Source organism: Pseudovibrio sp. Alg231-02 (assembly GCF_900143565.1).
GTDB lineage: Bacteria > Pseudomonadota > Alphaproteobacteria > Rhizobiales > Stappiaceae > Pseudovibrio.
In genome coordinates, this window is sequence record NZ_FREX01000013.1 from 44,372 (window position 1) to 58,673 (window position 14,302).

Sequence of the window (14,302 nt, forward strand, 5' to 3'; positions counted from 1 at the left end):
TAAATACCCCAACGTAAGATAAGGTGTCGTTGCTGGAGTTGATTGGGGTCGGGTTCAAATTCTTGCAGCGGATGGATGAATTGGATCATCTGCGGGAGGGGACCAAATGAAATACTCCGTAATTCCATCAATTGCTTTGGTTATGACTTGGGGAGTTAGCTCAGCAATTGCTGAAGTTGAGTCACTAGATCCAATCAAAATCACCACTCATGACTGGTCCGGTCAAATCATCACAACCACCATTATGGGTGAGGTTCTCAAGCAAGCTGGTTACAACATCGAGTATGTTCAAGCGGATTACATCGCTCAATTTGCGGGCCTAAAGACTGGTGATCTGCACGTTGCAATGGAGATCTGGGAGACAACTGGCCGGGAAGCAATGGATGAAGCCATTGAGACTGGAAATGTTGTCAGTCTTGGTGAAAGCGGCATGATCGCCATCGAGGAATGGTGGTACCCCTCTTACATGGAAGAGGTTTGTCCCGGTTTGCCCAACTGGGAAGCGCTCAAGGACTGTGCAGATGTATTTGCCACTGCAGAAACGGCTCCCTTGGGACGGTATCTTGGCGGTCCGGTGACATGGGGCGGCTTTGATGAAGAGCGTGTTGAGGCACTTGAACTTGATTTTGAAGTTGTCCATGCCGGCACTGATGCGGCTTTGTTTGCAGAACTGGAATCGGCATATCAACGAAAAGCGCCAATCATCTTGTGGCTTTATGAGCCTCATTGGGCACCAGCTAAGTATGAGGGCAAATTTATCGAATTTCCGCCCTACTCTGCTGCTTGCTATCAAGATGCGACAATCGGTGTAAATCCATCTGCGGCTTATGATTGTGGCAAACCCACTGGCCCCATCTGGAAAGTTGCCTGGGCAGGTTTGAGTCAAAAATGGCCTGGCGCTGCTCAAGCGATTTCCAACTTTCATGTCAGCAATACCGAGATGAGCGCTATGATCTCCAGAGTCGATCTGGAGGGGCAGTCAGTTGAAGGTGTTGTTGAAGAGTGGCTGTCTGCCAACAAAGACCGTTGGGTTAGCTGGATAAAGTAGAGCGTTCAAGATGAGTAGGTTCAGATCGAGGGGCTGTTCCTTCTTGTCTGTGCAAGCTCAGTTTTATGTCCAATATCAGCGTTTTACGGAGATGTTTCATGGACCAGCCAGTGCTTTTGGATTGTAAAGGCCTCTGGAAGATCTATGGGGCAAACGCAGGCACATTTTTGCAAAGTCGAGACAGTTCTCCAGACACCTCAGCTTTGGAGCGGGCAAATCTGACGGGTGCGGTTCGTGACGCAAACCTTCAAATTCTGAAAGGTGAGATTTTTGTTATTATGGGCCTGTCTGGCTCTGGAAAGTCCACACTTGTGCGCTGTCTGTCCCGCCTCATAGAAGCAACTGCCGGTTCAATCCACTTTGAAGGCCAAGACCTTCTGGCAATGTCTGAACGTGAGTTGATCGACGTCCGACGTAAAAAGATGGGTATGGTGTTCCAACAATTTGCGTTGCTCCCGCATCTAACTGTTTTGCAAAATGTTGCATTTCCCTTGGATGTTCAAGGCGTTCACCGATCAGAGCGTGAAGCGCGTGCCCATGAGATGATCGAGCTTGTTGGTCTTAATGGGCGTGAAACAGCTTATCCGCGAGAGCTTTCAGGTGGGCAACAGCAGCGTGTTGGCATTGCGCGGTCATTGGTTGGCGATCCGCATCTGTGGTTCCTGGATGAACCCTTCTCCGCGCTTGACCCTCTCATTCGCAGAGAAATGCAAAATGAGTTCCTGCGGCTTCAAAACAAACTCCATAAGACGATCCTCTTCATCACACACGATTTTGAAGAGGCCATTCGGCTGGCTGATCGGATTGCCGTGATGAAAGATGGAGAAATCGTTCAGATCGCGACACCAGAGCAACTGGTGAGCAATCCCGCGACTGACTATGTCGAGGAATTTACACGCCATATTCCCAGAACCAAAGTCATTCAGCTTGAAACGATTATGAAGGCGGGCTGTCCTGCCGGGGCATATGCAGGCGATTTAAGCTATAGCATGAAGGTTGCAGATGTTGTTTCTGAGGTTGGGAAAACCAGTCGCGCATTTCGGGTGTTGGACGATGATGGTGTACCTGTTGGTACTATCAATCGTGAAAAGGTTGTCAGCGTCATGCTTGGGCAGGAGTTGGTGGAATGAACTTCCATCTCCGTGACAGCTTGCGCAACCCTCGTTCCTTTTGGCTTTTGCTTTTTGCTTCAACCTGGCTTCTCTCAAGCTATTCCTTTCCACTTTACAAGGCACTCGATGCCCGCTGGATCATTAAGTTTCCAAGTGCCTGGCAATGGCAACTGGATGAAAGGATCAGCACTTTCATGGCTTGGCTTGTGGAAGATGCGGGATTTGGTCTTTTCACTTTTCGCCAGTTGACGCGGTTTCTTTCGGCATTAATTGAAGCGCCATACAACACAATGCGTGCTTTTCTTGCGGATGGGTTTCATTCTGGCCTCGGTCAACAAGCCGTTGAGATTTTCCCTTCCATGAGCTGGATCGCTGTGACCTTTCTTCTGGTCTTATTGGCAGTGAAAGCAGGTGGCTGGAGACTTGCAGCTTTGGTGGGTGGCTGTTTCCTCTATCTGGTTGTTTTCGGTCAATGGCAAAGTGCGATGGTGACTTTGGCGTCCATTGCTATTGCAGTCCCTTTCGGTGTGCTTAGCGGATTAATGCTTGGCATTCTGGCTTATCGTTCGGAGCGCTTTGAACGGCTCCTGCGCCCTTTGCTCGATTTAATGCAGACAGTCCCGATCTTTGCTTACCTTGTGCCGATATTGTTTCTGTTCGGGTTTGGGCCGGTCTCTGCATTAGTGGCCACGATTATCTATGCCATGCCTCCCATGGTCCGCGTGGTGCTTGTTGCATTACAATCCGTACCTGAGCCGCTGCATGAAGCCGGGCGTATGGCTGGTTGTACGTCGCGCCAGATGATGTGGAAGGTGTTGCTGCCTTCTGCTCTGCCAACCTTAATGGTGGGTGTTAATCAGGTCATCATGCTCTCGCTGAACATGGTGATCATCGCCTCCATCATTGGCGCTGGTGGGCTGGGGTACGATGTTTTGGCTGCACTGCGTCGTTTAGACATTGGGGGAGGCATTGAAGCTGGCTTGGCAATTGTCGTGATTGCAATTGCGCTGGACCGGCTAAGCCAGGCTTTTTCGCTGAATGTTCACTCGCAGGCCCGAGGTTCATCTGTAACTCAGATGACGCCTCTGATGTACGCTGTCATTGCATTGGCACTCACGATTTTCCTAGCGCTTATTGGGAAGGTATTCCCTGCAATTCAAAGTTATCCTGAGGCCATGGTTCTCACCACTGGCTCTTTCTGGGATCAGGCCATCAAGTGGATCAACATCAATTTCTTTGAGGTTTTTGAAGCAATCAAGACGGCGTTGCTGACCTACCTTCTTCTTCCAATAAAACGTTTCTTCGTAGGCATTCCCTGGGCTTGGGGCATCATAGCGCTCGGGCTTATCGGGTGGCGCGTTGGTGGTTGGCGACTAGGTTTTTTATGCGCCACACTGGCAGGTTTTGTTGCTGCCAATGGATTGTGGCGGGATGCAATGATCACCGTCTACCTCTGCGGTGTTTCAGTTCTAATAGCAGCAGCAATTGGGATGCCGCTCGGCGTGTGGGCAGGACAATCTGAGCGGGCAGACAGAGTCCTCAGCACTCTGGTTGACACTCTGCAGACGCTCCCAAGTTTTGTCTATCTGATCCCTGTTGTCATGCTTTTCCGCGTTGGTGAGTTTTCCGCCATGGTTGCTATCGTGCTTTATGCAATGGCTCCTGCTCTGCGCTACGCTGCCCATGGGATCCGAGAGATTAGTCCGCAAGTGATTGAGGCTGGCAAGGTATCTGGTTGTACACGTTGGCAGTTGCTCTGGCGTATAAAGCTTCCTTTGGCTGTTCCCTCACTGCTGTTGGGGTTGAACCAAACGATTATGCTGGCTTTGTCCATGCTGGTGATCACCGCTCTCGTTGGCACGCGGGATTTGGGGCAGGAAGTTTACATTGCACTCACGAAAGCAAATACAGGCCAAGGCATTGTCGCAGGCTTGGCCGTAGCCTTTATTGCAATCATCGCGGATCGGATTTTGTCCGCGCTTGCGAAATCCTCTCGAGCAAGATTGGGGTTGGCAATATGAGCGAAACACTGACAAAGGAATTAGCCGTAACAAGAGCCCTTGAACTGCCATTTTGGAAGAAACCAACGAATGCCGAAATTCTGGGCGGTGGCATTACGAATTTCAATGTGAAGATCACTGATGAAGGACGCACTTATGTAGTGCGCCTTGGAGAAGACATCGTAGAACATGGGGTTATGCGGTTCAATGAACTCTCAGCTTGCCGGGCTGCCCATGTCGCAGGCATCGCTCCTGCTGTCCGTTACTTCCAAAAAGGTGCGCTGGTTCAGGATTACGTTGACGCTGAACCGTTGAGCGAAGCCGATATCCAAGATCCGCAAAGGCTACGCTCTATCGCCGGTGTCCTGACCAAAGTTCACCGGGAAGCAACGCAACTGATACGTGGCCCTGTCCTCGCTTTTTGGGTCTTTCACATCCTGCGCGATTATGCCGAAACACTTCGCCTTATGGACTCGGATCATCTGCCGAGCCTCAATGCGTTGATGGCCAAGGCTGAAAAGCTTGAGCGTGCGGTTGGGAAGGTGCAGTTGGTTCTTTGCCACAACGATCTTCTTCCAGCGAACATCTTAAATGAGAACGAGCGGCTTTGGCTGGTGGACTGGGAATACGCTGGCCTGAATTCTCCCCTGTTCGATCTTGGAGGCTTGGCAACAAATGCCAGTCTATCTGAAGGCCTGCAACAGATACTGCTCGAAACATACTTTGACGCACCCATCTCCGATGCACTTTGGGCCCAATACAGTGCCATGAAATGCGCATCCTTACTGCGCGAGAGTATGTGGAGCATGGTGTCTGAGCAGACATCCAAAATACAGTTCGATTACGCCAGCTATACCAGAGAAAACTTGCTCCGGTTTGAGCATGCATATGCTGATTTGCAGTTGAAGTGAGGTTGATATGAAAGAATTGCCAAAAACGGCGAAGGCTGTGATCGTAGGTGGCGGCATTGTCGGGTGCTCGACCGCTTGTCACCTTGCAAAACTGGGCTGGGATGTTGTTTTGCTCGAACGTAAAAAACTAACGTCCGGCACAACTTTTCATGCTGCCGGACTGGTTGGGCAGTTGCGTTCAAATGCCAATATCACTCAACTCCTTGGGTATTCCGTTGATCTTTATAAGCGCCTTGAAGAGGAGACCGGACAGGCAACTGGTTGGAAGATGAATGGCGGTCTTCGCCTTGCCTGTAATCATGAAAGATGGACTGAGGTGCAACGTCAGGCAACGACTGCGCATTCCTTTGGTTTAGATATGCAGCTTCTGACACCTAAAGAAGCTCAGGATCTCTGGCCTTTGATGCAAGTCGATGATGTTATTGGCGCGGCTTATCTGCCAAGTGACGGCCAGGCAAATCCTTCGGATATAACATTGTCTCTTGCCAAGGGGGCTCGCTTGGCAGGGGCACAGATTTTTGAAGACACGAAAGTGCTGCGTGTTGATGTCGACAAAGGGGTAATCAGAGGCGTTGAAACCAGCCGAGGCCGGATTGACTGCGCTGTTGTCGTTGCCTGCTGCGGGCAATGGACGCGAGACTTTGCAAAGCATGTTGGTGTGAATGTGCCTTTGGTACCAATGCAGCATCAGTACATGGTCACCGAGCCGATACCTGGGGTGCCCAGAGATTTGCCAACGCTTCGAGATCCGGACCGACTGACCTATTACAAGGAGGAGGTCGGCGGCCTTGTTATGGGCGGCTATGAAGCCAATCCCCTTTCCTGGGCCGAGGATGGCATTCCAAAAGACTTCCACTACACTTTGCTCGACAGCGACTTTGGGCATTTTGAACCATTGATGGAGCTTTCTCTTGGCCGAGTTCCAGCCTTGGAGACTGCAGGTATCAAAGAACTCATCAACGGACCAGAGAGCTTTACACCGGATGGCAATTTCATCATGGGTGAAGCACCTGAACTCAAAAACTTTTACGTCAATGCAGGCTTTAATGCGTTTGGCATCGCCGCTGGCGGTGGCGCTGGAATGGCACTGGCAGAATGGATCGCAAAAGGCGAACCACCCTTCGATCTGTGGCCTGTCGACATTCGTCGTTTTGGACGTCCGCACTTTGATAGTGACTGGATACGCACACGGACAAAAGAAGCCTATGCCAAACACTACACAATGGCTTGGCCGAGTGAGGAGCATGAAAGCGGCCGTCCCTGTCGCAAATCACCGCTCTATGAGTTTTTGAAAGCAGATGGCGCGGTGTTTGGCGAAAAACTGGGATGGGAACGCGCCAACTGGTATGCAGATACTCAAAATGGAGAAGCACAAAAAGACATCTATACGTTTGCGAGGCCCAATTGGCACGAACCTGTTGGCCGCGAACATAATGCAGCCCGCTCCTCTGCGGTGCTCTTCGACCAGACATCCTTTGCGAAATTTATACTCAAGGGACCTGATGCAGTCGATGCACTCAGCTGGATTGCGGCAAATGACGTAGATAAGCCGATCGACTCACTGATCTACACGCAAATGCTCAACGATCATGGCGGTATTGAATGCGATCTTACCTGCGTGCGAATGGCAGAAGATGAGTACTACATTGTCACGGGAACTGGTTTTGCCACCCATGATTTCGATTGGATTTCCCGCAATATTCCAGAGGGCATGAATGTTCAGCTGGTAGATGTCACATCAGCTTATGCGGTCCTTTCTCTTATGGGCCCCAACTCTCGCGAGATCTTGAAACGCGTAACCCGTGATGTCGTGAGTAATGATCATTTTCGGTTTGGCCAAGCTCACAAGATCGGTATTGCAGGCTGTCCTGTTCATGCGCTTCGAGTGACCTATGTTGGCGAGCTGGGCTGGGAACTGCATTTACCCGTTGAGTACGCAACAACCGTCTACACTGCGCTTCATGAAGCAGGACAGGAGTTTGGCCTGCGTAATGCTGGATACAGAGCTATTGAAACGTTGCGTTTGGAGAAAGGATACAGGGCCTGGGGAAGCGACATAGGCCCCGATCATACACCAGAAGAAGCTGGCCTTGGCTGGGCAGTGAAACTGAAGAAGAACATAGCCTTCAAAGGCCGTGGTGCCATTGAAGAACAACGAACACACGGTGTCAAAAAGATGCTGGCGACCTTTGTAACTGATGGCGACATCATATTGTCAGGCCGAGAAACGATTTATCGCGACGGTGTAAGGGTCGGCTGGCTATCATCCGGCGGCTTTGGTCATACCTTGCAAAAATCCATCGGCTTGGGATATGTCCGCAATACTGATGGTGTCGATCGTGAGTTCGTTCTTGGTGGTAAATATGAGCTGGAAGTTGCAACAGAACGTGTACCCTGTGACGTGCACTTAGCACCTCTGTATGATCCTAAGATGATACGCGTGAAAGCGTGATCCGGCTGCGGTTCTAAAGTTTATGACAGGATTCAATAGCGGGCTTCACAATAATACTGGTTTACAGAGAAACGTGGAGCTGACAAAACTTGGAGATAGGTTCAAACTGCATACTTCATTGAGGCCATGATTTACATCTTCATCATTTTTGGGGCCGCATTCGGATTGATCGCTGTTCCTCTAGGGTTTTTCATCGGCCTTCAGGTTTCGCCAATACTTGCGAATATTCTTCTGTTCCCCTTCATTACGGCCAGTTGGCTGCTGGATGTGCCTCTTGGAGAAATGTCTGGCCTGCTGCGTATCTGCCTCACAGTTCTGTCTTCAGTTGTCTGGGCAGGATTGTTTGGCTTTGTTGGTTCACTGCTCAAGAAGAAGCCTTCTTAAGCGGTTAAGGAATTACGATATGCGCTAGCTGTCATGCCAGTGTGTTTTTGGAAGACCTTGTTAAAGTGGGATGCATCAAAAAAACCGGATCGGATGGCAACATCTGTGATGGTTGCCTCTGTTTCTCCCAGTAAGCGTTTGGCTTCTTCTACTCGTATATGACTGAGCGCTTCGGCTGGGGATTTATCAAGGTCAGACTTAAACTTCATTTCAAGACTGCGCCGTCCAACGCCCAACATCTTACAAAGCTGCTCTATGCTGCGCAGATTTTCCGTTTCCTGCTGCATCATCAGCACTGCCCTTTGGACCAGATTATCTTTGGCTTTGAGCGACGTTGGCAGGAACGGTTGGGCTTTGCTGTCATCTTGAGCTTCATCCACCATCAGAATATGAAGGCTCTTGCGGGCTTGCCGCAGGCCGACATGACGCTCAACCAGATGAGCTGCAACATGCACCGCACTTGTTCCGCCTGAACAGGAAATACGGTCCCGGTCCACCACAAAAATGCGATCAGAGACTGGCTCCAATCCATCAAATTGCTCAAGGAAGTCCGTCCGGTGGAACCAGCTCACACAGCATTTATAACCGTTCATCAAACCGGCACGGTGCAGAATAAAGCTACCAGTACACAAGCCGATCAAGGGCACGCCCTTCAACACAGCTGATTTCAAATAGTGCACATAGCGAAGATCAAGGCGTTCGATGTGATCGATCAGCCCTCCTACAACCACCAGGTAATCAAAATGAGCTGGATCGATCAAGTTGGTATCAGGATGGATGCGCACGCCGCAGCTGGCACGGATGGGCTCCATATCAGGCGCAATGACGCTCCAGCTGCATAGAATTGGCCTGCTGCTGTCTCCTTCATCGGCAGAAAGGCGCAGGACATCAATAAAGCTGGCGAAGGCCGACAATGTGAACCGGTTGGCCAGAATGAAGCCAACATTGAGCGCTGGTCGGGGCTGCCGCTTGGTCCGTGTTGTGTTCTCCACCTGCACCTCCTGCGCAAAAATACCTCATAATATTCGCATGCGTACCATACACATTTTTACATAGCGGGCAATCTCTCTTGAATTCCAAGGAGGTAGCCTTGTCAAAATTTTCCGCAATGTCGCTCCTGAAAGGAGCGCTCACAGGCTATAAAAACGTTGAGCCGCAATGGCCTAACGCTGAGCTGAAAAGCGAATATGACGTCATTATCGTAGGTGCTGGTGGGCATGGCCTTGGGGCCGCCTACTATCTGGCAAAAGAACATGGCATCACCAATGTGGCGGTGATTGACAAGGGATGGCTTGGCGGCGGCAACACCGGCCGGAACACGACCATCATTCGCTCAAACTACCTTTATGATGAAAGTGCACGCCTTTATGACCATGCCGTCGACCTTTGGGATGGTCTTAGTCAGGACCTGAACTACAACGTCATGTTCTCGCAGCGCGGTGTGATGATGTTGGCGCACAATGTTCATGATGTGCAGAGCTTCAAGCGTCACATTCACTCCAATCGTTTGAACGGCGTTGATAATGTCTGGCTCACTCCTGAGCAGGCCAAAGAAAAGTGCCCGCCCCTCAACATCGCGGCCAATGCTCGTTATCCGGTGATGGGAGCCGCGTTTCAGCAACGTGGCGGGACGGCACGGCATGACGCGGTGGCTTGGGGGTATGCACGCGCTGCGGCGGCAAGAGGTGTTGATATTATTCAGAACTGTCCGGTTCTTTCTATCGAACGAGGACCAGACGGATCTGTCACAGGCCTTCAAACTGCACGTGGTTTTGTGAAGGCTAAAAAGATCGCGGTCTCTGCAGCTGGCGGAACCTCTGTGGTGATGGATACTGCCGGTGTGCAACTTCCTCTTGAAAGCTATCCTCTTCAGGCGCTTGTGTCTGAACCTGTTAAGCCGATCTTTCCTCAAGTGGTGATGTCCAACAGTGTACACGCCTATATCAGCCAGTCTGACAAGGGCGAGCTGGTGATTGGTTCTGGAACAGATCAGTACGTTTCATACTCTCAACGCGGTGGCTTGCCGTTGATAGAGCATACGCTTGCTGCCATTTGCGAAGTGTTTCCGATTTTCCGCCGTATGCGCATGCTGCGCAAATGGGGCGGTGTGGTTGATGTGACGCCTGACCGTTCTCCAATCCTTGGAAAGACCCCTGTGCAAGGCCTCTACCTCAATTGTGGTTGGGGTACGGGCGGCTTCAAGGCAACGCCGGGCTCTGCGCATGTTTTTGCGCACACTATTGCACAAGATGAACCTCATCCTATCAACGCGCCGTTCACGCTCTCGCGTTTTGAAACAGGTCGCTTGATTGACGAAGCAGCTGCTGCTGCCGTGGCGCACTAAGGAGGCGGCCTGATGCTTTTAATCCACTGTCCTTATTGCAAGGAAAAGTTGCCTGAGCTGGAATTTGAATATGCCGGTCAAGCACATATTGCACGTCCGGATAACCCAGCTGAGCAAACAGATGCTGAATGGCGCGACTATCTGTTCATTCGCTCCAATGTACGCGGTGATCATGCTGAGCAATGGCGACACTCACACGGGTGCGGGCGTTATTTCAACGCTCTGCGGAACACTGTGAGCGACAAATTCATCGCCACCTATGAGATTGGACAGGCCTGCCCGACTAGCCACGCAGAAGGTGAAGAGAACAATGAACAACTGGAGAGTTGACGGCAAAGGCCGCATCAATCGCGACAAGCGTGTTCGCTTCACTTTTGATGGCGTTTCCTACCAAGGATATGAAGGCGATACGGTTGCCTCTGCCCTGCTTGCCAACGGCGTTCATCTGATGGGGCGCTCGTTTAAATATCACCGTCCGCGTGGTCCTGTGACTGCCGGATCAGAAGAGCCAAACGCGTTGATTGGAACGTCCCGCTCTGGTGCAGGTCGCTTTGAACCGAACACCCGCGCTACCGTTCAGGAGCTTTACGAAGGGCTGACCACTGTTAGCCAGAACAAGTGGCCGAGCCTGAACTTTGATGTGGGAGCGGTGAACGACAAGCTCCACAAGCTGTTTGCAGCCGGGTTCTACTACAAGACCTTCATGTGGCCAAAGAGCTTCTGGGACAAGGTATATGAACCTGTTATCCGCGCGTCTGCAGGATTGGGCGTCTCCCCAACCGAACCGGATGCTGACACCTATGCCTCGCGTTATCTACATACAGAACTGCTGATTGTTGGTGCTGGGCCTTCAGGGCTTGCAGCTGCTTTAACGGCGGCTCGCAATGGAACTGATGTGGTTTTCGTCGATGAGAACCGGGAGCTTGGAGGCTCTCTGCTTTCGGAGGCTCCATCTGCCATTGATGGAAAGAGCACCGAGAGCTGGCTTGCCGAGACTATTGCTGAGCTTGAAGCCTGCGACAACGTTCGTATCATGACCCGTGCGACTGCTATTGGCTATTACCATGAGAACATGGTGGGCGTTGCTGAAAAGCTCACGGATCACATGGAAAACCCGCCTGTAAATGCTCCACGAGAACGGATGTGGCGTATTCGGGCGCAAGAGGTCATTCTTGCTCAAGGTGCACTTGAACGCCCGTTGGTGTTTGATGGCAATGATCGCCCCGGTGTGATGATGGCAGGTGCGGCGCAGACCTATCTCAACCGCTACGGCGTGAAGGTTGGTAATGCTGCTGTTGTGGTTACTTCCCACGATTCAGCCTGGTACGCCGCCTTTGACCTTGCTGATGCAGGTGTGAAAATCTCTGCGATTGTTGATGTGCGCACCACTGTGAATGACTACTTGAATTCGGAAGCCCAAAAACGCGGCATCTCGGCGAAGGTGGGCCACAGTGTAACTTCAGTAAGCGGGACAAAGCGCGTCTCCGGAGTGAAAATCGGCAGAATTTCTGGCGAACAATACGTTACTGACATCATTTCCATCCCTTGCGATACAGTTTTGATGAGTGGTGGGTGGACCCCATCCCTTCACTTGTTCTCTCATACCAAAGGCAGTTTGCATTGGGATGAAGAGAATGAAGTCTTCTTGCCTGGTGAGCGGACCGAACGGTGCCATATCGCTGGTGGCGGGCGTGGGTTATGGAGCCAGCAGGCTGCTTTTGATGATGGTGTGCATGCAGCTCAGCAAGCTTTGACTTCATTGGGACAGAATGCGCCGGGTCTTTCCGTTGATGTTGATGGGGATCGGGCAGGCTCTGGTATTGTTATGGAAGAGCTGCCGAGCAACGATGACAAGCTGGCACGCCGGGCTTTTGTTGATTTTCAGAACGATGTGACAGCCAAGGATATTCGCCTCGCTGTGCGCGAAGGTATGCTCTCCATTGAGCACGTAAAGCGCTTTACGACCAATGGCATGGCGACCGATCAGGGCAAGATGTCAAACATGAATGGTTTGAAGATCGCTGCTAATGAGCTTGGGCGCCCTACTCCCAAGGTTGGCCTGACTACATTCCGTCCGCCTTATACACCCACGACATTTGGAACGTTTGCCGGCTATCATAAGGACGAGCTGTTTGAGGTGACGCGCAAGACCAACATTGACAATTGGGCGGAAGAGAACGGTGCTGTGTTTGAGCCTGTCTCCTTGTGGCGCCGTGCGTGGTATTACCCCAAGGCTGGTGAAGATATGCACACGGCGGTGGCGCGGGAATGCAGAGAAACGCGCGCTTCTGTCGGCATGTTTGATGCCTCTACTCTCGGCAAGATAGAAGTTGTCGGGCCGGATGCTGCCGAGTTCATGAACCGGATGTATACCAATCCATGGACAAAGCTGGCATCTGGTCGGTGTCGCTATGGTCTGCTTCTGGGTGAAGATGGTTTCATTCGGGATGATGGTGTTATCGGGCGGATCAGTGAAGACCGCTTCCATGTGACGACCACAACTGGTGGTGCAGCGCGTGTTTTGACCATGATGGAGCACTTTTTACAGACCGAATGGCCTGATCTGGATGTGTGGCTCACATCTACGACCGAGCAATGGTCAACCATTGCGCTGAATGGGCCGAATGCTCGTAAGGTGCTGGAACCATTTGTAAAAGGTACAGATCTTTCTGCTGAAGCCTTCCCGCATATGGCGCTTCGTGAGTGCACTGTGGGTGGTTTTGAAGCGCGTCTCTTCCGCGTCAGCTTTACTGGTGAATTGGGTTTTGAAGTGAACGTTCCATCTGAGCATGGGCGCGCGCTTTGGGAGATGCTTTATCAGGAAGGCAAGAAGCACGACATGTGTGTCTATGGCACTGAAACTATGCATGTTTTGCGGGCAGAAAAAGGCTTTATCATTGTTGGGCAGGACACCGATGGCACTGTTACGCCAGCGGACGCGGGCCTGACCTGGGCCATTGGCAAGAAGAAGCCAGACTTTGTCGGCAAGCGTTCTTTGACGCGGCCTGATATGCTGTTGCCGAACCGAAAGCAACTGGTTGGTCTTTTGACGGAAGATCCAAGTGTTGTGCTGGAGGAAGGTGCGCAGATTGTTGAGGCTGGTGACACTGCTATCCCTGCTAAGATGTTGGGGCATGTGACGTCTTCCTACTGGAGTGAAGCACTGGGGCGTTCCATTGCTATGGCTTTGATTGAAGGTGGTTTTGAGCGGAATGGCACCTCAATAGATATTCCAATGCCAGGTCAAACCCATCGTGCAACTGTCAGCGGGACCGTGTTTTACGATCCTGATGGCGACCGAATTAAGATGTAAGGGAGTGGCACACATGGCTTTCAATAGTACAGTCGAAACACTGCCAGCAATGGGCCGTTTTAGTTTGCGTTGTAAGCGTGAAAACACCGTTGCTATGTCAAAAGCACTCGGTTTTGAGCTGCCCTCATCCATCAGCGAGAGCGCTCAGTCAGGCGGCATGACTGCCCTCAAATTAGGGCCGGATGAGTGGATGCTGACCTGCCCAATGGAGGCGCGTTCAGAAATCGAAAAATCGTTGGCAGCGATCTATCCGGACGCTGTTCATAGTCTGACTGACATTTCCAGTCGGGAAGTCAGTATCCGGATTTCAGGTCCTGAAGCTGAGGAGCTGCTCTCTACGTCCTGTCCACGAAACCTTGCGGAGCTGAAGAGTGGTCGTGGGGTGCGGACTATTTTTGACAGTGTGCAGGTGATCCTGACACGAGAAGAGCAGAACCAGTTTCGGCTGGATGTTTGGCGATCGTTTGTGCCCCATGTGATGGGGTTGCTGAGGGTAGCTGTTGCGGAGTTTGAATGCGGCCTTTAGGGCCGCATTTTTCTTGAGCGCATTTATCCTGTCTCTCTTCAATTTTATTTGAGCTTTTGCTCACGCCTCCTGCGTATCAGCCTGACGTTTTCGTCAGATGCCTAAGCATTTTCTGCAGCATTTCTGCCCAGAATCTCTGTCATTCAACCTATCAATTCACCGTGTGGTTGAGGCTGTCTTGAATTTGCAGCGGGAGCAACGTAGAGGCGTCG

General features: G+C 51.4%; 11 protein-coding genes. 10 read left to right on the plus strand and 1 reads right to left on the minus strand.

All coding sequences use genetic code 11. The features are described from left to right. Window positions 1-106: 106 nt before the first annotated feature. The 6 genes from DHN43_RS24505 to DHN43_RS24530 all read left to right on the plus strand — a co-directional run bounded on the left by DHN43_RS24505 (window position 107) and on the right by DHN43_RS24530 (window position 7,907). Window positions 107-1,048, plus strand: coding sequence for an ABC transporter substrate-binding protein (locus tag DHN43_RS24505; protein ID WP_108820396.1), 942 nt, complete (start codon window positions 107-109; stop codon window positions 1,046-1,048). A 98-nt stretch (window positions 1,049-1,146) separates the two neighbouring features. Next, entirely contained in the window at window positions 1,147-2,178 is a 1,032-nt protein-coding gene (locus DHN43_RS24510) for a quaternary amine ABC transporter ATP-binding protein (protein WP_108820397.1), read from the plus strand. Next, on the plus strand, window positions 2,175-4,181 hold the full coding sequence (locus DHN43_RS24515; protein ID WP_108820398.1) for an ABC transporter permease: 2,007 nt from the start codon (window positions 2,175-2,177) through the stop codon (window positions 4,179-4,181). Before DHN43_RS24510 ends, DHN43_RS24515 begins: the two co-directional genes overlap by 4 nt. Further along, on the plus strand, window positions 4,178-5,071 hold the full coding sequence (locus DHN43_RS24520; protein WP_108820399.1) for a phosphotransferase: 894 nt from the start codon (window positions 4,178-4,180) through the stop codon (window positions 5,069-5,071). Before DHN43_RS24515 ends, DHN43_RS24520 begins: the two co-directional genes overlap by 4 nt. 7 nt (window positions 5,072-5,078) lie before the next feature. After that, the gene (locus DHN43_RS24525) at window positions 5,079-7,523 is read left to right on the plus strand and encodes a GcvT family protein (RefSeq protein ID WP_108820400.1); all 2,445 of its coding nucleotides are present in this window, start codon (window positions 5,079-5,081) and stop codon (window positions 7,521-7,523) included. Between the two features lie 126 nt (window positions 7,524-7,649). Continuing rightward, window positions 7,650-7,907 carry a hypothetical protein gene (locus tag DHN43_RS24530; RefSeq protein WP_108820401.1) on the plus strand — a complete coding sequence of 86 codons (258 nt, stop codon included), beginning with the start codon at window positions 7,650-7,652 and terminating at the stop codon, window positions 7,905-7,907. Here the strand turns inward: DHN43_RS24530 and DHN43_RS24535 are convergent. Continuing rightward, window positions 7,904-8,899, minus strand: a complete 996-nt coding sequence (locus DHN43_RS24535; protein ID WP_108820402.1) for a GlxA family transcriptional regulator — start codon at window positions 8,897-8,899, stop codon at window positions 7,904-7,906. The genes DHN43_RS24530 and DHN43_RS24535 overlap by 4 nt on opposite strands. 98 nt (window positions 8,900-8,997) lie before the next feature. Here DHN43_RS24535 and DHN43_RS24540 point away from each other — a divergent pair, with 98 nt between their 5' ends. From DHN43_RS24540 to DHN43_RS24555, 4 genes are read left to right on the plus strand one after another with little or no spacing between them, the layout of a single operon-like run. Then, a complete protein-coding gene (locus tag DHN43_RS24540) occupies window positions 8,998-10,251 on the plus strand; it encodes a sarcosine oxidase subunit beta family protein (RefSeq protein ID WP_108820403.1) in 1,254 nt (417 codons plus the stop codon). A gap of 12 nt (window positions 10,252-10,263) precedes the next feature. Next, window positions 10,264-10,581, plus strand: coding sequence for a sarcosine oxidase subunit delta (locus DHN43_RS24545; protein ID WP_093523009.1), 318 nt, complete (start codon window positions 10,264-10,266; stop codon window positions 10,579-10,581). Beyond that, entirely contained in the window at window positions 10,562-13,564 is a 3,003-nt protein-coding gene (locus tag DHN43_RS24550; protein WP_108820404.1) for a sarcosine oxidase subunit alpha, read from the plus strand. Before DHN43_RS24545 ends, DHN43_RS24550 begins: the two co-directional genes overlap by 20 nt. A gap of 13 nt (window positions 13,565-13,577) precedes the next feature. Further along, window positions 13,578-14,090 (plus strand): sarcosine oxidase subunit gamma, encoded by a 513-nt coding sequence (locus tag DHN43_RS24555; protein WP_108820405.1) that lies wholly within the window; start codon window positions 13,578-13,580, stop codon window positions 14,088-14,090. The last annotated feature ends 212 nt before the right edge of the window (window positions 14,091-14,302 follow it).

Coding starts and splice junctions, on each gene's coding strand:
- DHN43_RS24505 (WP_108820396.1), top strand. CDS start 107: ATGAAATACTCCGTAATTCCATCAATTGCTTTGGTTATGACTTGGGGA.
- DHN43_RS24510 (WP_108820397.1), top strand. CDS start 1,147: ATGGACCAGCCAGTGCTTTTGGATTGTAAAGGCCTCTGGAAGATCTAT.
- DHN43_RS24515 (WP_108820398.1), top strand. CDS start 2,175: ATGAACTTCCATCTCCGTGACAGCTTGCGCAACCCTCGTTCCTTTTGG.
- DHN43_RS24520 (WP_108820399.1), top strand. CDS start 4,178: ATGAGCGAAACACTGACAAAGGAATTAGCCGTAACAAGAGCCCTTGAA.
- DHN43_RS24525 (WP_108820400.1), top strand. CDS start 5,079: ATGAAAGAATTGCCAAAAACGGCGAAGGCTGTGATCGTAGGTGGCGGC.
- DHN43_RS24530 (WP_108820401.1), top strand. CDS start 7,650: ATGATTTACATCTTCATCATTTTTGGGGCCGCATTCGGATTGATCGCT.
- DHN43_RS24545 (WP_093523009.1), top strand. CDS start 10,264: ATGCTTTTAATCCACTGTCCTTATTGCAAGGAAAAGTTGCCTGAGCTG.
- DHN43_RS24550 (WP_108820404.1), top strand. CDS start 10,562: ATGAACAACTGGAGAGTTGACGGCAAAGGCCGCATCAATCGCGACAAG.
- DHN43_RS24555 (WP_108820405.1), top strand. CDS start 13,578: ATGGCTTTCAATAGTACAGTCGAAACACTGCCAGCAATGGGCCGTTTT.